Below are 17353 nucleotides of genomic sequence, written 5' to 3'. Positions count from 1 at the left end.
ATGCTAAGGTTCTGAGGCACTAAGATTCTAAGGTTTTTCACGTTTGAACCAATTTACAATCAGAATTTTTTTAAAGATTTTAAGATACTAAGTGACTACTAAGTTTCTTTTCCAATTAAACAATTAACCAAATAAACGATTAAACTATTTCGTGGTGTCACTTTCAATTAATCCATCTCTTAAACGAATAACTCTATGTGCATAAGCTGCAATATCTTCTTCATGGGTTACAAGGATCACTGTGTTTCCTTGCGCGTGAATGTCGCCAAAAAGCTTCATGATTTCTACAGAGGTTTTGCTGTCTAAGTTTCCGGTTGGCTCATCGGCCAAAATAATCGAAGGTTTGTTTACCAAAGCTCTTGCAATGGCAACACGTTGGCGTTGTCCTCCGGAAAGCTGATTAGGCTGATGGTCCATTCGGTCTGCGAGATTTACCTGTTTTAAAACTTCTTCAGCGCGTTTGGTGCGCTCAGATTTTGAATATCCGGCATAAATCATGGGTAATGCAACATTGTCTAAGGCAGTTGTTCTGGGCAATAGATTAAAAGTCTGAAATACAAAACCAATTTCTTTGTTTCGAATTCCTGCCAGTTCATCGTCTCCCATTTGGCTGACATCTTTTCCGTTCAGAATATAATGTCCTGAAGTTGGCGTGTCCAAACAACCTAACAGATTCATTAAAGTCGATTTTCCGGATCCTGATGGCCCCATTAAAGCCACATATTCACCTTTGTTGATTTCTAAATTGATTCCTTTCAAAACATAAACAATTTCGTTACCTAGCACAAAATCTCGTTTGATCTTGGTTATTTTAATTAATGGATTTGCCATTTCGATTTACAATTTTGGATTTAAAAGTACAAAACACTTTTCAATAAACGATAAGTAGCCTCAAATTGATTTTTGTTACAGAAGTTCTATTGCTGTATATAAATTCGGTTGTTGTTTCAACTTTTTTCGACTAAATGCTTAAAGACTAAAAAAAATGTTGTATAATTTTAAATTAAATTTATATAATTGCCATTTTTTATATTTTATTTTTATTTATAATGTTAAAATATTTGTAATTATTAATTTTACGAGTGTTTTTAGAGGTATATTTGAAATCTAACTTTAAATAATCAGATTATGAAAAATATACCATTGTTGTCCGGAATTGCGCTAATCGCATTAGGTTTTGTATCGTGTAAAGATGAAAAACAGGAACAGGCTCAAAAAACAATCGACTCTTATGTTGCTTATGTCGACTCCGTTAAAAATGTTAAGGCTGACGATTTAAAGGCTGATTGGAAAGCCGTTGAGGCAGAGTATGAAACAAGAGCTGCTAATGCTCAACTGGCACTTGCTGATATTAAAGAAAATAGTGCCGCAACAGAGAAAATAAATACGAGTAAGATTAAATACGAAGAATTTAGAAATAATATGGTAACTATTCTTGCTCCTCCAGCGCCTAGTCCAAAACAACAGTTGCGTAATGCTCTATTTGGTGAAGGAAAGATTGGAGAAGATATGAGTTTTGCCTGGGTGAATGCTAAAAACATTCATAGTGTATATCAACAGTTTGTGCATACGGTGGAAAAAAATAAAGACAGTTATTCCCGTGAAGACTGGGACGAAATTAAATTGATGTATGAAGCACTTGACAGCCGAAAAAATACAGTTGAAAAAGAAGGCTTAACAGGCGAAGACAATCGCAAAATTGCCGGTTTGAAGTTGAAATTTGCTCCAATGTACACCTTAAATAGAATGGGTGCGAAGTCTGAAGAAACGGCAGCTGCTAAAAAATAAATAATTATTTTGAATGAAACGAAAAAGGCGATCAGTTAATGATCGCCTTTTTTATGTTCTAATAATGTGGTAATTCTGAAAGTTATATGATAATTAATTTTCTAGCCTTGCCATCAATTTATCTTTCTCTTTTAGCATGCTATTTTTAAACACATAGAGACATAGATTTAACACTCTTAAAAAAGGCGTTTCACTTAATTTAAAACACACAGAGAGCACTATGTTTAAGAAACGTGTTTCTTTTTGGATTCTTCTTTACACACTTAGAATCTATGTTTCTATGTGTTAAATTATTTTTTTAGATCGTCTATTTGATTAACTTTTCAAGCCTTGCCAACATTTCATCTTTCTCTTTCAGCATACGTTCATATAGTGCAATTTTTTCTTCATGTAATTGGATAATCTTTTCAATTGGATTATAATTATTAATTACAAATCCAGTTGCATTATCATTGGTATTAAATGTATTCGCAATAACATTCACCGCCTGTTCTTCATCAAAATTTTGAAAAGCTTCAACAGGAATTTTCAGGGAATTAGAGATTTGTCTTAGTAAACTGTCTTCAATTATGTCTTTCTGTTCCAGCATAGAAATTTTTTTCTGGTTCCAGTCTTCTCCTAAATCATAAGCCAATGCTTCCTGTTTGATGCCAAGCATTTCTCTGAAGCGTTTTACATTTCTTCCCTGATGAATTTTCTGTTCCATAATGAGTGTCTTTTTTCTGAAGGTTCAAAGATAAAGCTATCTGTACTAAAAGTGTAAATTTCAAAGATAAAAAAACATCTCATAAAACATCTGTTTTTGTCAGATATTATACCTTAATTTAGAAGATGCTAGTTCTCGAATTTCCTTAAATCCTTTAAAAAGAGTTCCCAAATACTCTCTTTAAATATCTTTTTAAAAAAGCCAAAATGCCCAATATCTTTTACGCCAAATTCTTCGGCTTTTAAATGCGTTCTGGTGACTTCAGCATTTTTGAATTGTGATGCAATCCAGTTGATTGCTGGCACAGTGGCATAAAAATCATTATCGATGCTGTAGGATTTTATTTGGCATTTTATTTTGTCGTAGCTCTCTTTTACATTTTTGATGGAGTCAAAATGATAGTTCGGTTTTTTGCACCATTTAGCCCATTCGAGTGCCATTCCCTTAGGTAAATCTTCCATTCGCGTGAAGTGACTGGAAGGCAGGTAGTTGAAAATTCTGCAGAAAGAGGGGATTATTACATACCATAAAAATTTCATTTTTAATCTGTCAAATCCTTTCCAATGTACCCAGCTTCCAGATTGTGATGCAACCATTATAACGCCGTCAAATAAATTATTCGAAGGAACTAAGCCAATAAGTTGACCGCCAATACTGTGTGTTATGATGAGTAATTTGCTGTTTGGATTTTTATTTTTGACATATTTAACTACGCTTTCAAAGTCGTTTTGTGCCCAATTTGAAGCTGTTGTAGAAAACTTAGAAAGTGATTGAATTTTAGAATCGCCAATTCCTCCATAGTCAAAGGTGAAAACAGAGTAATTGTTTTTAGATAAAAACTTTGAAAAATTCTGATAATAATTTTGCTTAACTCCTGTGGCAGAAGCAATAATAACACAATTGGCATTTGGATTGTCTGAAAGAAATTCAGTTACGGCTATAGAGTATTCTAAAGGTGTATCTATTTTGATTGCATTCATATAAACTTCGTATAGTAACAAATGTAATAAAAATTGTATACTGAAATTTGTTAAGTGCGAATCACAAAATGTTCTTTTTCCTGTTCGTATCTGAAAAAGACAAATCCCCATTGAAAAGTATCAATCGTAACGGTTACTTTAGGATGATTTTTGATAATCTCCCAGGCTCCTTCCATTTCTTCTGACCAATGAATGTCGTCAAAGATCCAAACCGAATCGTTGTTGATTGTTGGTAGTAAAAGCTCAAAATATTCCAGAGTTGCTTTTTTAGAATGATTACCGTCGAAATAGATTAAATCGAAGTTTGCAGTCTCTGTTTTCAGTCTCAATTGAATATCCTGAAGATAGTTTTTAAATTCTGTTACAATCGAATTTATATTAGAACAATCAAATTTCGTAAATTGATTTTGAGCAACATTTGCCGTATTTGGACAGCCTTCTAATGTAATAACTTTTGCTTTTGTATTTCCTAAAGACAAAGCTGCAGTTGCCATACCTAACGAAGTTCCTATTTCTAACACATTTTCGGGCTTGAAATATTGGGTAACTCTAAATAACAATTCAGCTCGTTTTGGAGAAATTCCGGCTGCGGAAGCAATTTTTGAAATTTGCCTTCTGTTAGATTTGAAAACTTTTGAACCGGCACCAAAATCGGTTACTTCAATGAAAATTTTATTTTCTAAAAGTGATTTCCTGTAGTTCTTAAGGATTTTGTACTCCGGTTTGGGTTTCTTATCATAAAAACATTTCGTCAATAAATGAAACACGAAGGGCGAATGCACTCCGTGTTCATTTTTGGAATTCCAAAGAAATTTTAAATAAGACTTTATTTGAAATAACATGATGTTTTATCTTTCAATGATGCTCTGAAGTTGTGATTTGCTCTGCTTTAAAAATGGGAATGGTCATTGAGCAAGCCTGTTTTATTTGTTTACTTTGATTAACTTAATATCAAAAATAAGTACTGAACCTCCAGGGATTTTTTTATTTCCTTTGCTGCCATAGCCCAAATGCGAAGGAACAAGAAGAATTCCGCTTCCACCAGTTTTAAAATAAGGAATACCTTCTGTCCAGCCTTTTACAACTTCATCTAAATTGAAAGAGATTCCATCTGAATTACTTTGATCGAATACCGTTCCATCGATAAAAGAACCTCTGTAAGCTACGGTTACATTAGATTTTGCCGTTGGCTGAATTCCGGTTCCGGGAACGTCAATAAAGTAGTATAGTCCAGAATTGGTTTTTTGCGCTGTTAGTTTGTTTTTGGCAATATAATCGACAATTTCTTTCTCGTTTTGAGCTGTGTAATCTTTTTCTTTTTCATCTTTTGAGCAAGAAACAAAAAGCATTACAGCAAGTAGTAGTGAAGCTAATAATTTTTTCATTATGGTGTTTTTTTAAGGTCGTAAATATAAGGAATTAGTCTCAGTTTTCAGTCTCAGTCTCGGTCTCAGTCTCAGTCTCGGTCTCAGTCTCGGTTTTCAGTTTTGTAATGGTAGTTAGTTTTATCCACATCCAAACTTAGTTGGATTGTTGATCATATAATTTATTAATCGTCCAATTTCGAGATTTTTAATATTTAGTTTGTCAAATGTTTCTTTTGTAATGTATTGGCATTCTAACGAAAATTCGAGCCAAGTACTTGTTTCTGAGTTTTCGGCATCGCTATCCGTTAATTTACTTATAAAATGATTTGTATATCTTCTTTTTCTATATGATTCAGCAATATTAGCACTAACACTTCTCGAAGATCGACGTATTTGATCCGTTAAAGAAAACCTTTCTTCTTTAGGAAACGTTTTCGACAATTCAAAAATTTCCATTGCAAGTTCAAATGATTTCTTATAGGCCAATAAATCTTTAAAATCCATAACTAGTTTTTATGCTAAATTAAGATTTTTCTTTCATTATAAGCAGTGCTGAAAACTGAGACTGAAAAACTGAGACTGAAAAACTAAAATTATCCCTCGATCTTAGCCGAAAGCTCGAACCAACGTTCTTCTTTCTGATCTATTTTATTGATGATGTTTTGCAATTCGTTTGCTTTCTTTTCGATATCGGTATCGGCCACTTTTCCGTCAGAGAATAATTGTTCGATTTTGGTTTTGTCAATTTCGAGATCTTTGATTTCTCTTTCCAGTTTTTGATATTCTTTTTGCTCGTTGAAAGTTAAGTTTCCGGTTGGATTATTTTGTTTCCAGTCTTTCTTTTCGGCTTTGTTTTCTTCTTTTTGAGCCACATCGGCGCTATCTTCATAAGCTCTGAAATCTGAATAGTTTCCAGGGAAGTTTTCAATTTCGCCATTTCCTCTGAAGACAAATAAATGATCAACAATTTTATCCATGAAATAACGGTCGTGCGAAACTACAAGTAAACATCCCGGATAATCTAAAAGGAAACTTTCTAAAACGTTTAGCGTCACAATGTCTAAATCGTTCGTAGGCTCATCTAAAATTAAAAAGTTCGGATTCTGAATCAAAACGGTACATAAATACAAACGTTTTAATTCTCCTCCACTTAATTTTTCGACAAAATCATATTGTTTTTTGGCATCAAAAAGAAAACGTTCCAATAATTGTGAAGCTGAGATCATTCGGCCTTTGGCCAACGGAATAAATTCTCCGTATTCTTTAATGATATCAATTACACGTTGGTTGGGTTTTGGGTTAATTCCTGTTTGTGTATAATAGCCAATTTTGATGGTATCTCCTTTTACGACACGTCCACTGTCTAATGGGAGTGTTCCGGTAAGCAGATTCAGGAAAGTTGATTTTCCGGTTCCGTTTTTACCAATAATTCCGATACGTGCTCCACGTTGGAAATCGAAACTAAAGTTGTCCAGAATCACATGATCCTTGAATTTTTTAGAAATTTTGTGAAGTTCGATGATCTTACTTCCCATACGTTCCATATTAATTTCAAGTTCTACTTTATTTTCCTGACGACGACTTTGTGCTTTTTCTTTAATTAGATAAAAATCATCCTGACGGGATTTCGATTTTGTAGTTCTCGCTTTTGGCTGACGGCGCATCCATTCCAGTTCTTTTACAAACAAGTTTTTGGCTTTGTCAACACTGGCGTTCTCAGAGGTAATTCGCTCTTCTTTTTTTTCTAAATAGTAAGAGTAATTTCCTTTGTATTGGTATAGTTTCCCGTTGTCAAGTTCAATGATTTCGTTACAAACACGCTCTAAAAAGAAACGATCGTGCGTTACCATAAACAAGGTAATATTTTCTTTGGCAAAATAACTCTCCAGCCATTCGATCATTTCCAGATCTAAGTGGTTGGTTGGCTCATCCAGAATCAATAAATCAGGACGATTGATCAAAATGATCGCCAATGAAAGACGTTTCTTTTGTCCTCCTGAAAGATTTTTTACCTTTAGTTTAAAGTCTTCCAGTTTTAACTTGAAGAGAATTTGCTTGTATTGCGTTTCAAAATCCCAGGCGTTATGCTGATCCATTCCGTCAAAAGCTTTTTGATAGGCTTCTTCATCGTCCGGATTTTCAAGTGCTTTTTCGTAAGCCTCAATAATTTTAAGCGTTTCATTGTCTGAAGCAAAGATACTTTCTTCAATAGTCAACTCCTCTTGTAAGTTGTTATCCTGAGAAAGAAAAGCCATTCTGATTCCTTTTCTCAAAACAACCTGTCCAGTATCAGGTTCGTCCAAGCCATTGATAATGCTCATAATGGTTGTTTTCCCCGAACCATTTTTTGCGATAAAGGCAATTTTTTGATCTTTATTGATCCCGAAAGAGATGTTGTCAAACAAGGTTCTTTCGCCAAAGGACTTTGATATATTTTCTACAGATAAGTAATTCACTTTGTATATTGTAAGTTATAAATTATGAGTTATGAGTATTTTAGAAAACATAACTTTTTGCAAAAGTAAACTTTTATCTTACGATTTGCGAATTGTTAATCTTAATTTAAGTTGACTAAGACAAACTTAATTACTTAGATTTGTGATCAAAATTGTTTTATGTACTCAATATTCAATGCAATAATTTGCGGTGCAGCATTTTTACTGACATTTATAATTTTTGTAAATCAAAATAAGATCAACATAAAAGCCAATCGCTGGTTTGGATTTTTTATCGGCTGTATTTTTTTAATCTTACTTGAAAATGTTATTGTAGACTCCAAAATACTTGGAGAAGATGATATTCTGAATCAATTAATAAACATTTCCAGTTTTGTTGTTGCTCCAATATTTTATCTAAGTGTGAGCTATTATATCGAGCCAGTTAGAAAATGGAAAGCAATTGATTACTTGCATTTTAGTTTCGCTTTCCTAATCTTTATTCTTCTTGTTAGTTCCTGGGTAATAGACGACAACAATAAACCTGAAGACATAAGCCCGGAAATTGTACAGAAAACTATAGCAATATTTAATTTTGTTTTCAGCCTATACGTTTTTATTTATTGTTTTCTGGCTTACCAAAAAATTGTTAAACATGAAAAAACGATTAAACTTTTAAATTCTACTTCTGAGAATCTGGATTTAAAATGGCTGAAAAATATTATTGTCGGCGTTATTCTTATCACAATTTTTTGGATTCTTGATATTGTGTTTCAAATATCCGAAGGAAACAAAACCTTCGATGTCCTGACAAGTTTGATTTACTTTTTAAGTATTCTCTACATAACTTATTATTGGCAGAAACAAAAAGAAATTTTTCCCTATAGTTTAAGAGAGAAAGAAGAAATAGAAAATATTATTGTAGAAACTTCTCTGCCGGAAGGTAAACGAAAACAATTGCTGACTCCTGAAGAATTAGAAGAACAAAAAAGCAGATTATTACAATTAATGGAAGCCGAAAAGCCTTTTTTAGAATTTGGTTTAAGTTTGGTAAAACTGGCCGGTTTGATGAAAATTTCTACTCATATACTTTCGTACGTAATCAATAGTGGATTTGATGAAAATTTCTATCAGTTTATAAACAGGTACCGAATTGAAGAAGCTAAAAAATTAATGATTGATTTTGAAACGGATCGTTTAAGTTTACTCGGAATTGGATTTTCTGTAGGTTTTAATTCAAAAACGGTTTTTAATACCACATTTAAAAAAGTCACAGGACAAACTCCGTCAGAATATAAGAAACAAATAGGTACTACTTTATAAACCCGAACGACCAGCCTTTGTTTTTAAGGGATTTTTGCTGAAAATTTTAATCTTAAAGAAATGAAATCAGCAAAAAAAAGTATTGCAAAAATTGGACTAAGTTTATTCTTTACATTCGTTTCGTGCGATAAAGACAGTGATAATAATACTGAAGCTTTAACAGAAACAAAAGTAGAAGTTGGAACTCATAAATTGGCCGCTTACTCTATTATTCACAACTCAAAATATTTGGTAGTTTTTGAATCTGGACTCGGAGACGGACATTCTGTTTGGAACGAAAAGAAAATACCCATAGAATTAAGTACCCAATCAGATGTCTTAACATACGACAGAGCCGGTTATGAAAAATCTGAGAAAGATTCAAAACCAAGAAATATAAATCAATTAGGAAGTGAACTCGAAACGGTAATTAATAATTTTTCGAATGGTAGAAAAGTTATTCTTATCGGGCATTCGCTTGGCGGAATGGTTATTAGAGATTATGCTGTTAAAAATGCTTCTAAAGTTGCCGGATTATTATTTATAGATCCATCGCACGAATATTATAATCAGCCTTCGCAAGAGGAGGAGAATATGCTTTATAATCTTTATAAGGCCAATTTTGGAGAAAATTTTGGAGGAACACTAGAAGCCAGAGAAATAATAGAAGATTCTCAGTATATGGCGACACTTCCACATTTGCCAAATATTCCTGTAATTGTAATTTCGAGCTTAAAAGTCGATGCATCAACTTCTGAATCAGATAAACAAAAATGGTTTAAGGCTCATGAATTATTAAAAGAAGGAGTTTCTGATTTTATGCACATTACAACTACAAAATCAGGGCATTACATTATGAAGGATGAACCCAATTTGGTGATCGATAATTTTAATTTATTGCTGTCTAAAATAAAATAAAAATGTGCTTTGTGGAATTTGGTTTAATATAAAATCAAATTCCGCAAAAGTTTATTTATGGAGATAGGAATTCAATAGTGAAGTCAAATCAAAATAATGAATCTGCTGTGGTACATTGAGGATTGGTTTTCGAACTAAAGCTTCATTTGTTAAGTAATAATGCAGACCATCTAATGTTGCGATTCCTTCTATTTGATGAAAAGGGAGTTTTAAATTGATTCTTCGTTTGTTTCCCGATACAAAATCAGTGTTTTTGTAATCGTATAACAGGTACAGAAACGGTTTGCCAAATTTGGAATAACCACATAGTACAATTAGTTTTTTAGACGCTACATAAGTAGCTCCGGTTACCAGGCCTTTTGTATTTAGGCTATGTTTTAGCTGTGCAACGTGACTGCCGGATTGGTTAGGCAAAACATAAATATTTGTTTTGGATCTCTTCCATTGTTTGGTAAACAAATAGATACTGTCTTTAGATACAATAAAGGCCTCGCAGTCAAAGCGAGCTGTGTTCGGTTTTTTAGGAGAGAAATCCGTTTGATCAGCATATCGAAACGAAATGTTTTCAATCGTTGGGTTTCCTTCTAAGAATGATTTTTTTTCTATTTTTAAAATGTGTAGATCCGTTCTGTTGTCGGACAGATTGTTTCCAAAATCGCCAACATACAGATAAGAACTGTCTTGCGAGATCTCTTCCCAGTCGTGATTAACGACTTGCTCCAAAACAATTTTTTTTCGAATTTTTCCCAATGAATCTAAGCCGTAGATCGTTTTGTCATGATCGTCATTGTGTGTCCAAAGTAAATTATCGAAGGCAATTAATCCCGAGGTTTCTTTGATCGAATCATTAAGGAGTTTGGAATATATAGGTTTTAACTTGATTTTTTTATAATTACAGCTTCCGTCATTGACTGTTGCATTTGGATTATAATTTTTAGAAAGCGGATCGGTACAGTCTAAAACCTGCGCATTAGCAAAAGAGATAGTGAAGCAAAAGAATAAAATAGTCTTAATCATGATCTGCAATATTAAATTTGCATAACATAAAAGTAAACTTTTAAATATAGATTTTAAATAGTGCCAAAAAATATAATTAAAATACTATTTTGCACTACTAATTTTTAACGGATTTTTAATCAGTTTTTATTTAGTCCAGAATAAGTCATAGACCCCAGATATGGAAATTTTACAGAAACTGTCGCATTATCGTTTTTCGCGCTATTTCAAGCTTTTATTTGTTTGTGTTGATGTTGTGTTGCTGAATTTAGCAACGCTGTTGTCTGCATTGACAAGATTTGGTAGCTTAGATAAACTTTTATCAAAAGAAGAACGAACAGTTGCATTGTTGGCGATTTTAATTTGGGTAGGGTTGTTGTTTCAAAATGATTCGAACAGAAGTGTAAGGGTTGAGCCTATCGAATCGATATTGGTTAGAACAGTTAAGAAGTTAATAATTCACGCTGCCTTAATTTCAATTTTTGTGGTGTACCTCAAATACTATGAAATTTCAAGGCTCAGATTACTTTCTTTTTATTTGATTTTTTTCGGATTATTGATGATTTCCCGCTATTTATCAATGAAGCTTTTAAAGTATATCAGGGCTAAGGGTTATAATTTTAAAACATTTGTGATTGTTGGAGCCAATGAGTCTGGAGAAAGAATGCGCAAGATACTGGCAAAAGACCTGACTTACGGGTATAAGTTTTTAGGCTTTTTCGATAAGGATATAGATGCTTCAATTGTGGATTCAGCTCTTGTATTAGGCGATTTTAATGAGATTCATGAATTTGTTGTCCAAAGTAAGGTCGATGAAATGTATGTGGCACTGCACATCGATCAAATTGAAATCATAAATAGACTGACGCAGATTTGCGAGCAAAACATGGTGCGTATTAAGTTTATTCCGGATTTTCAATTGTATACAAAATCCAGTAAAGTCGAAGTTGCATTCTATGAAAATACACCTGTTTTGATGTTTCGAACCGAACCTTTGGAGTTTGCGGTAAACCGACTGGTGAAAAAAGCATTTGATATTGTTTTTTCACTTTCTGTAATCTTGCTGGTATTTCCGTGGCTGTTTCCTATAATTATGCTGATTATTAAAATTGAATCTCCGGGCCCAATATTTTTTAAGCAGGAAAGGTCAGGTCGTGATAATCGGTCGTTTATGTGTTATAAATTCAGAAGTATGTATGTCAATCGTTTGGCGCATCGAAAACAAGCCGAAAAAGGAGATAGTCGTGTAACGAAATTTGGTTCGTTTATTCGTAAAACCAGTATCGATGAGTTGCCGCAGTTTTTTAATGTTTTTTTAGGTGACATGTCAGTCGTAGGGCCAAGACCACATATGATAAATCTAGCTAAAGAATATAGCGATTTGATTAATAATTACTTGGTGCGTCAGTATGCCAAGCCTGGTATTACTGGGTGGGCACAGGTAAATGGTTACCGTGGCGAAACCAAAAAATTAGTTGATATGGAAAATAGAGTAGAATATGATATTTGGTACATCGAGAACTGGAGTCTGATGTTAGATATTAAAATCATTATAAAAACGATCATCAATATTGCAAAAGGAGAAGAAAATGCGTACTGATAAGGTTTAGAATTTAAAAAACTGATTGTTGGAAATAACTTCTTTTAGGTTAGAAATACTATTGATCTTTATTTTTTGATCAAAAGCTCTGATGTGATTCATGTGATGTGCATCGGTTCCCGTAAAATCATACATGCCTTTTTTGAGAAGTTCTTCTGCCGTTTTGCTAATTCGTTCTCCATAATACCCCACAATAGACAACAAATTTAACTGAAACAAACAGCCTGCTTTTTTTAGCTTTTCATATTCATTAAAATCTTTTCGATAATACAAATAGCGCTCCGGATGTGCCAAAACCGGAATGTATCCGGCTACCTGTAATTCAAAAAGAGTTTTGTACAGTTGGAGAGGAGCATTTTGATACGAGATTTCTACTAATACATAATTGTCTTTTAGTGTGAGAAGCTTTTCGTTTTTGAAATGATTCTCAAACCAATCGTCAATAAAATATTCTGCGGCAGCCTGAAAAGGAATCTTAATATGATTTTCTTCTAATAAAAGCTTAGTCTCCTGCTGTTTTGTTGTAATAATCGGAGCCGAATTATTCCATACATAATGATTAATGTGAGGAGTAGTGATAAATTGCGACAATCCCATTTCTCGAAAGGCATTGACAAGTTTTATTGTATCGGTTGTCGTTTTTGCACCGTCGTCAATTCCGGGCAAGATATGCGAATGAATATCAACATAATGATCCGACAGCAGGTCTTTTAAAAGAGGTTTTGATTTTAAAAAGGATAACATGTTGCAAAAGTATGTAAATAAGAAGAATTTGTGATGCTTTAATTTTAATGTATCGAATATAACTCGTCATTTCAGAATTATATTATATTTGAGATTCCTTAAAATCTAATGATTTATGAAAATAAAAGAAAATTTGTACAACAAAAGAATTATTTCGATAGACGCTTTACGCGGAATCACAATTTTTGTTATGATTTTTGTAAATGAGCTGGCCAGTATTACCAATGTGCCGCAATGGATGAAACATATGCCTGCAGATGCTGATGCCATGACTTTTGTAGACCTGGTTTTTCCGGCTTTCTTATTTATTGTGGGAATGTCTGTTCCGTTTGCTTTTAATGCCCGATTGATCAAAGGAGACAGTGTAAAAACGATTTGGACACATACTTTAAAAAGAGCTTTGGCTCTCATAATTATAGGTGTTTTTATGGTCAATGCCGCTGAAGGTTACGATGCCGCTAAGATGATTATTTCACCGACATTTTGGGGATTTTTAGCTTATTTAATGCCTATTCCAATTTGGAATAAATATGCTAAGGATTTTCCGTTGTGTTTAAAAAATAGCCTGCAATATGGTGGAATAGTGGTTTTAATAGCACTCTACTTTTTATATGTTCAGGATACCGGCAACATTGGAATGACGCCAAAATGGTGGGGAATTCTGGGATTAATTGGTTGGGCTTATCTTTTTACAGTGGTGTATTACTGGCTGGTTTGTGGAAAATTGGGGGCAATGATTGCTTTTTTAGTCCTATGCGTTGCAGCAAATTCGGTAAATCTGACTGAAGGATCCGTTTTGCATCAAATACAATGGTTGAGTTTTATTGCAGGACACTTAACTCATGCTTCCTTAGTTGCTGCCGGAGTAGTAATTTCGTTACTGTTTTTCGATCGAAAAATACCTGCTAAAATCAATTGGGGAGTATTAGGTTTTGTTGTTTTATTTTTAGTAACGGGATATTTGTTGCGACCGTATTTTGGAATTTCAAAAATAAAAGGAACTCCATCCTGGACAATGTTTTCGGCGGCAATTTGTACCGTTTTGTTCTATTTTCTGTATTGGCTTATGGAACTTAAAAAACAAACCAAATGGAGTAATTTCTTTATGCCCGCTGCTGCAAATCCGTTATTGATTTATATTCTGCCGGGTGTTATCTATTATTTCTGCAAGACTATTAATATTCATATTATTCCGGGATATTTTAGAGAAGGAGTTCCGGGGATTATCTGGTCTTTAGTTTTTTCTGTTATTATGCTTTATGTGATGAAAATCATGAATAGGTTTAAAATTCAATTGCATCTGTAACTTTTTAATAGAATATTTGAAAGAAAAGGACTATGTTTATGCTCTTGAATATTGAAAACAATGGATGATAATCAGAAAAGACATATTAAATTAGAAAACGATTCTTTTATAAAGAATAAAGGATATCGAGTTAACGATTGGTTACCCATTCTCGAAACGTTTAAAATAAGATCTCTTGAAGAAATCAAAGGCAGAATGTCTGTAATGAATGCTTTAATAAATATTGCTTTTCAAGCTCCAACTTATATTATCAAAGAATGGATTGATCGTCAAAATCTAACAAAGTATCTCTCAGATTTAGAGAAGAATATGTTAGATAAAGAAAATGAAGATTTGACAGAATTTGAAATTAATTCTCTAGAATGGTATTTAGAGTCGCTATGGGCTTTAATGTGGGGAAGTGATATGATTCAGAACTTAGATGCTGAAAAGCATGTTGGAGATAATCAAGCTTCTCTTTTGCCAGATTTGGAAAATGGAGATAATAATGATAAAATTGAAGTTTTACGAACTTTAAAGCCCGAAATTGAGATTTATAAGATGCTTGATTATTATTATCGCCTTCATTGGTATTGTGTAGATGAAAGATTGAATGGAAGAGAAGCTAAAGTGGATGAAGGATTAGTATATGAAAGACGTAAGGCCTTAGAATGGATTTTTAATCGAGCTGATGATTGGGATAGTGTTGATATGAGTACATAAGTAAATGAAAAAAAAGTATTTCAGGTTTCAGGTGTAGTTTGAACCTGAAACCTGAAACTTTTCAACATAAAAATTCAGCGTACCCTTTTAAACGAAATCGGTCCGGTTCTTTTCTTATTGTCAATAAAAGTACCTTCGAGCGTGTTGCCGTCTTCAGACAGTGTTAAAGTATGTGTGCCTTGTGTTGCCCAGCCTTCAATGGGTAATGTGACTTTTACCGTGTATACAATAGTGTTTCCGGTTCGTTTTCCTGTACCGCTTTCTACAAATTTCTGTCCTTTCCATTCCAGGTAGTGAGAGAAAATAACCTTCCCGTTTTGTTCTGATATAATTGCGACAGCATTTTGTACTCCAGGATTTATGTCTTCCCAGACGCCGTTAATATCGATTTTTTTCGATTGGCTATAGCTGTTATTTGAAAAGAATAGAACAGTAAAAAGTAAAAGACAAAGTTTTGTTTTCATATTTCTTAAAATTTAAAAAGTAACTGATTTTATTTCTAAAAAAGCTCCCGAAACCGGATGGTAGTTCACAAAGTTGAATTTGCATAAATTATGAATGTTCAGAAGTTTTCCGTTTGGAAGACCGTTCTGTCTGAAATCCGTCCATTTAATTTTGATTGTTTTGAATTTATTGGGAGAAGCTGGTAAATCAACTCTTGGGTGAGATCCGCCATGTATGCAACCGGTTCCTTCTTCGTTCCCTTCGCGTGCCTGTATTTTGATGAGGTGCGAAGATTTATAAGTGATGCTTACAAATTTAGAATCATCCGATAAATTGGTCGGAGGGCCATCATTTGAATTAGAATTTGTTATCAGGACATTTAGTTCAATTTCACCCGAAGGTTCTTCTTTTGCGGTGACTTTCACGATTCCTTTTTTCTCACGAACCTCATTAATCATGTTCTGACTTTCTACAGCGGGACCTGCAATATACCAGACAGAGGTTTTGACTAAGTCTTTATCTGGTCCCTTAAAGAAAGTAAAGCCAAAGAAGAGAAATCCAATGCTTAATAATAAAAGTATAAAAGGAGTCCCAATCTTGGTTTTGATTTTCATACAAAGGTTTTTTCAACTCAAAAATATGCTTTTTTGTCTTGTATTCAAATTAGATACCTATAATTTGAGGAAATGGAATCCTATTGTTGGAACCAAATTAAGATTAAATGAAGCAAATAAAATAACAGTAATCTGGTGCTGGATTTTGGGGTCAGTAAAAACGATTGGTCATTAAGGCTAGGTTTGGCCGAAAATTTCTAACTTTCCAAAAAAATCAATTCCCTTATTTTTCATGCAATTATCGGTAATTATTCTTAATTATAATGTACGTTACTTTTTGGAACAATGCGTTTTAAGTGTTCAGGATGCTATTTCGTCGCTTGATGCCGAAATCATTGTAGTGGATAATAATTCATCAGACGAGAGCTGTTTGATGATGAAAACGAAGTTCCCGGGAGTAAAACTAATTCAAAACGATACCAACTTTGGGTTTCCAAAAGGGAATAATATTGGAGTTGCAGCCGCTAGGGGAAAGTATATTTGTATCTTAAATCCAGATACCGTTGTTGCCGAAAATACGTTTAAGAAAATTGTAGCTTTCGCTGAAATGCAAGTCAATTTAGGAATTGTGGGTTGTAAACTAATCGATGGTACCGGAGCTTTTTTACCCGAAAGCAAACGGGGAATCCCGACACCCTGGGTGGCTTTTACTAAAATCTTCGGATTGTATAAAATTTTTCCAAAATGGAAACTTTTTAATCAGTACTACGCACAGCATTTAGGTACAAACGAAAGCGGAAAAGTTGATGTTTTGGTTGGGGCTTTTATGTTGATGACGCGTGATTTGTATTTGGAATTAGAAGGTTTTGATGAAAAATGCTTCATGTATGCCGATGATATTGATTTGTCGTATAGAGCACTACAAAGAAAGAAATGTAACTATTATTATCATGAAACAACCGTTCTGCATTACAAAGGCGAAAGCACGGTAAAAGATGAAAAGTATATGAAACGTTTTCAGGAAGCTATGAGTTTTTTCTATCAGAAGCATTTTAGAAAATCATGGTTTTTTGAATTTTTTATCCAAATCGGAATTTGGTTCTTTTCATTTGTGAAAATGTTTCAAGGAAAAACAAAATCAAAACCTTTGCCGGAAAGAGTCGTTTTTTACTCTTCAAATCGAATTTTGTCTGAAAAATTACCTAAAATTTTAAAAAATAAAGTTACCTTTTTAGATTTCAAAAAAGAAAAAATGGTAAATTCGTGCCAGGTTTTTGAGGGTAAAAGAGTTGAGATTATTTTGGATAATCAATATGTTTCGTTCGAAAAATGTATCAAAATCATAGAAACTGTTAAAGATAAGAACATTACTTTTAAGATTTTCCCCAAAAATGCAAATTTTATTATTGGGAGCAATTCGCGAAATGACAGGGGGCAAATTGTAAAAATCGAGTAAAAAATTATATTAAGTGTAATTTATATTTAAAATATTCAGTAATTTCGCAATCTGA

The 17353-nt window shown here is 33.3% G+C and carries 18 protein-coding genes; 7 read left to right on the top strand and 11 right to left on the bottom strand.

Annotation, left to right across the window (positions count from 1 at the left end):
* Positions 1 to 144 precede the first annotated feature (144 nt).
* Positions 145 to 831, bottom strand: a complete 687-nt coding sequence (locus FLA105534_RS10800) for an ABC transporter ATP-binding protein (protein WP_173966131.1) — start codon at positions 829 to 831, stop codon at positions 145 to 147.
* Between the two features lie 297 nt (positions 832 to 1128).
* On the opposite strand from FLA105534_RS10800, the gene FLA105534_RS10795 reads away from it, so the two are divergent.
* Positions 1129 to 1788, top strand: a complete 660-nt coding sequence (locus tag FLA105534_RS10795) for a DUF6565 domain-containing protein (RefSeq protein WP_173966130.1) — start codon at positions 1129 to 1131, stop codon at positions 1786 to 1788.
* Between the two features lie 307 nt (positions 1789 to 2095).
* Here FLA105534_RS10795 and FLA105534_RS10790 read toward each other — a convergent pair whose 3' ends face one another.
* The 6 genes from FLA105534_RS10790 to FLA105534_RS10765 all read right to left on the bottom strand — a co-directional run bounded on the left by FLA105534_RS10790 (position 2096) and on the right by FLA105534_RS10765 (position 7297).
* Entirely contained in the window at positions 2096 to 2494 is a 399-nt protein-coding gene (locus FLA105534_RS10790) for a helix-turn-helix domain-containing protein (RefSeq protein WP_173966129.1), read from the bottom strand.
* A 128-nt stretch (positions 2495 to 2622) separates the two neighbouring features.
* The gene (locus FLA105534_RS10785; RefSeq protein WP_173966128.1) at positions 2623 to 3474 is read right to left on the bottom strand and encodes an alpha/beta hydrolase family protein; all 852 of its coding nucleotides are present in this window, start codon (positions 3472 to 3474) and stop codon (positions 2623 to 2625) included.
* Positions 3475 to 3524: 50 nt separating this feature from the next.
* The gene (locus tag FLA105534_RS10780; protein WP_173966127.1) at positions 3525 to 4316 is read right to left on the bottom strand and encodes an O-methyltransferase; all 792 of its coding nucleotides are present in this window, start codon (positions 4314 to 4316) and stop codon (positions 3525 to 3527) included.
* A gap of 81 nt (positions 4317 to 4397) precedes the next feature.
* Positions 4398 to 4859 carry an FKBP-type peptidyl-prolyl cis-trans isomerase gene (locus FLA105534_RS10775; RefSeq protein WP_173966126.1) on the bottom strand — a complete coding sequence of 154 codons (462 nt, stop codon included), beginning with the start codon at positions 4857 to 4859 and terminating at the stop codon, positions 4398 to 4400.
* Positions 4860 to 4979: 120 nt separating this feature from the next.
* Positions 4980 to 5345, bottom strand: a complete 366-nt coding sequence (locus FLA105534_RS10770) for a four helix bundle protein (RefSeq protein ID WP_173966125.1) — start codon at positions 5343 to 5345, stop codon at positions 4980 to 4982.
* Between the two features lie 89 nt (positions 5346 to 5434).
* Positions 5435 to 7297, bottom strand: a complete 1863-nt coding sequence (locus tag FLA105534_RS10765) for an ABC-F family ATP-binding cassette domain-containing protein (RefSeq protein WP_173966124.1) — start codon at positions 7295 to 7297, stop codon at positions 5435 to 5437.
* A gap of 159 nt (positions 7298 to 7456) precedes the next feature.
* Here FLA105534_RS10765 and FLA105534_RS10760 point away from each other — a divergent pair, with 159 nt between their 5' ends.
* A complete protein-coding gene (locus FLA105534_RS10760; protein WP_173966123.1) occupies positions 7457 to 8599 on the top strand; it encodes a helix-turn-helix domain-containing protein in 1143 nt (380 codons plus the stop codon).
* Positions 8600 to 8659: 60 nt separating this feature from the next.
* Positions 8660 to 9496 (top strand): alpha/beta fold hydrolase, encoded by an 837-nt coding sequence (locus FLA105534_RS10755; RefSeq protein ID WP_173966122.1) that lies wholly within the window; start codon positions 8660 to 8662, stop codon positions 9494 to 9496.
* Between the two features lie 51 nt (positions 9497 to 9547).
* Here the strand turns inward: FLA105534_RS10755 and FLA105534_RS10750 are convergent, their stop codons facing one another.
* Entirely contained in the window at positions 9548 to 10513 is a 966-nt protein-coding gene (locus FLA105534_RS10750; RefSeq protein WP_173966121.1) for a T9SS C-terminal target domain-containing protein, read from the bottom strand.
* A 160-nt stretch (positions 10514 to 10673) separates the two neighbouring features.
* On the opposite strand from FLA105534_RS10750, the gene FLA105534_RS10745 reads away from it, so the two are divergent.
* Positions 10674 to 12092, top strand: a complete 1419-nt coding sequence (locus FLA105534_RS10745) for an undecaprenyl-phosphate glucose phosphotransferase (protein WP_173966120.1) — start codon at positions 10674 to 10676, stop codon at positions 12090 to 12092.
* Between the two features lie 6 nt (positions 12093 to 12098).
* Here the strand turns inward: FLA105534_RS10745 and FLA105534_RS10740 are convergent, their stop codons facing one another.
* A complete protein-coding gene (locus FLA105534_RS10740; RefSeq protein WP_173966119.1) occupies positions 12099 to 12836 on the bottom strand; it encodes a tyrosine-protein phosphatase in 738 nt (245 codons plus the stop codon).
* A 115-nt stretch (positions 12837 to 12951) separates the two neighbouring features.
* Here FLA105534_RS10740 and FLA105534_RS10735 point away from each other — a divergent pair, with 115 nt between their 5' ends.
* Entirely contained in the window at positions 12952 to 14142 is a 1191-nt protein-coding gene (locus tag FLA105534_RS10735; RefSeq protein ID WP_173966118.1) for a DUF5009 domain-containing protein, read from the top strand.
* Between the two features lie 60 nt (positions 14143 to 14202).
* Positions 14203 to 14844: a DUF4272 domain-containing protein gene (locus FLA105534_RS10730; RefSeq protein WP_173966117.1), complete on the top strand. Its 642-nt coding sequence runs from the start codon at positions 14203 to 14205 to the stop codon at positions 14842 to 14844.
* 74 nt (positions 14845 to 14918) lie between these two features.
* Here the strand turns inward: FLA105534_RS10730 and FLA105534_RS10725 are convergent, their stop codons facing one another.
* A complete protein-coding gene (locus tag FLA105534_RS10725; RefSeq protein WP_173966116.1) occupies positions 14919 to 15308 on the bottom strand; it encodes a hypothetical protein in 390 nt (129 codons plus the stop codon).
* A 12-nt stretch (positions 15309 to 15320) separates the two neighbouring features.
* Positions 15321 to 15902: a hypothetical protein gene (locus tag FLA105534_RS10720; RefSeq protein WP_173966115.1), complete on the bottom strand. Its 582-nt coding sequence runs from the start codon at positions 15900 to 15902 to the stop codon at positions 15321 to 15323.
* A gap of 232 nt (positions 15903 to 16134) precedes the next feature.
* On the opposite strand from FLA105534_RS10720, the gene FLA105534_RS10715 reads away from it, so the two are divergent.
* On the top strand, positions 16135 to 17298 hold the full coding sequence (locus tag FLA105534_RS10715; RefSeq protein ID WP_173966114.1) for a glycosyltransferase family 2 protein: 1164 nt from the start codon (positions 16135 to 16137) through the stop codon (positions 17296 to 17298).
* Positions 17299 to 17353: the final 55 nt, after the last annotated feature.

Origin of the sequence: Flavobacterium collinsii, assembly GCF_902804485.1 — a bacterium.
GTDB classification, from domain to species: Bacteria; Bacteroidota; Bacteroidia; order Flavobacteriales; family Flavobacteriaceae; genus Flavobacterium; species Flavobacterium collinsii.
The sequence above is the reverse complement of the archived record's forward strand: the minus strand, read 5'-3'. Positions and strand labels throughout refer to the sequence as shown.

Excerpts from the sequence above, each read along its gene's own strand:
- FLA105534_RS10800 (WP_173966131.1), bottom strand. The coding sequence starts at position 831 with ATGGCAAATCCATTAATTAAAATAACCAAGATCAAACGAGATTTTGTG.
- FLA105534_RS10795 (WP_173966130.1), top strand. The coding sequence starts at position 1,129 with ATGAAAAATATACCATTGTTGTCCGGAATTGCGCTAATCGCATTAGGT.
- FLA105534_RS10790 (WP_173966129.1), bottom strand. The coding sequence starts at position 2,494 with ATGGAACAGAAAATTCATCAGGGAAGAAATGTAAAACGCTTCAGAGAA.
- FLA105534_RS10785 (WP_173966128.1), bottom strand. The coding sequence starts at position 3,474 with ATGAATGCAATCAAAATAGATACACCTTTAGAATACTCTATAGCCGTA.
- FLA105534_RS10780 (WP_173966127.1), bottom strand. The coding sequence starts at position 4,316 with ATGTTATTTCAAATAAAGTCTTATTTAAAATTTCTTTGGAATTCCAAA.
- FLA105534_RS10775 (WP_173966126.1), bottom strand. The coding sequence starts at position 4,859 with ATGAAAAAATTATTAGCTTCACTACTACTTGCTGTAATGCTTTTTGTT.
- FLA105534_RS10770 (WP_173966125.1), bottom strand. The coding sequence starts at position 5,345 with ATGGATTTTAAAGATTTATTGGCCTATAAGAAATCATTTGAACTTGCA.
- FLA105534_RS10760 (WP_173966123.1), top strand. The coding sequence starts at position 7,457 with ATGTACTCAATATTCAATGCAATAATTTGCGGTGCAGCATTTTTACTG.
- FLA105534_RS10755 (WP_173966122.1), top strand. The coding sequence starts at position 8,660 with ATGAAATCAGCAAAAAAAAGTATTGCAAAAATTGGACTAAGTTTATTC.
- FLA105534_RS10750 (WP_173966121.1), bottom strand. The coding sequence starts at position 10,513 with ATGATTAAGACTATTTTATTCTTTTGCTTCACTATCTCTTTTGCTAAT.
- FLA105534_RS10745 (WP_173966120.1), top strand. The coding sequence starts at position 10,674 with ATGGAAATTTTACAGAAACTGTCGCATTATCGTTTTTCGCGCTATTTC.
- FLA105534_RS10740 (WP_173966119.1), bottom strand. The coding sequence starts at position 12,836 with ATGTTATCCTTTTTAAAATCAAAACCTCTTTTAAAAGACCTGCTGTCG.
- FLA105534_RS10735 (WP_173966118.1), top strand. The coding sequence starts at position 12,952 with ATGAAAATAAAAGAAAATTTGTACAACAAAAGAATTATTTCGATAGAC.
- FLA105534_RS10730 (WP_173966117.1), top strand. The coding sequence starts at position 14,203 with ATGGATGATAATCAGAAAAGACATATTAAATTAGAAAACGATTCTTTT.
- FLA105534_RS10725 (WP_173966116.1), bottom strand. The coding sequence starts at position 15,308 with ATGAAAACAAAACTTTGTCTTTTACTTTTTACTGTTCTATTCTTTTCA.
- FLA105534_RS10720 (WP_173966115.1), bottom strand. The coding sequence starts at position 15,902 with ATGAAAATCAAAACCAAGATTGGGACTCCTTTTATACTTTTATTATTA.
- FLA105534_RS10715 (WP_173966114.1), top strand. The coding sequence starts at position 16,135 with ATGCAATTATCGGTAATTATTCTTAATTATAATGTACGTTACTTTTTG.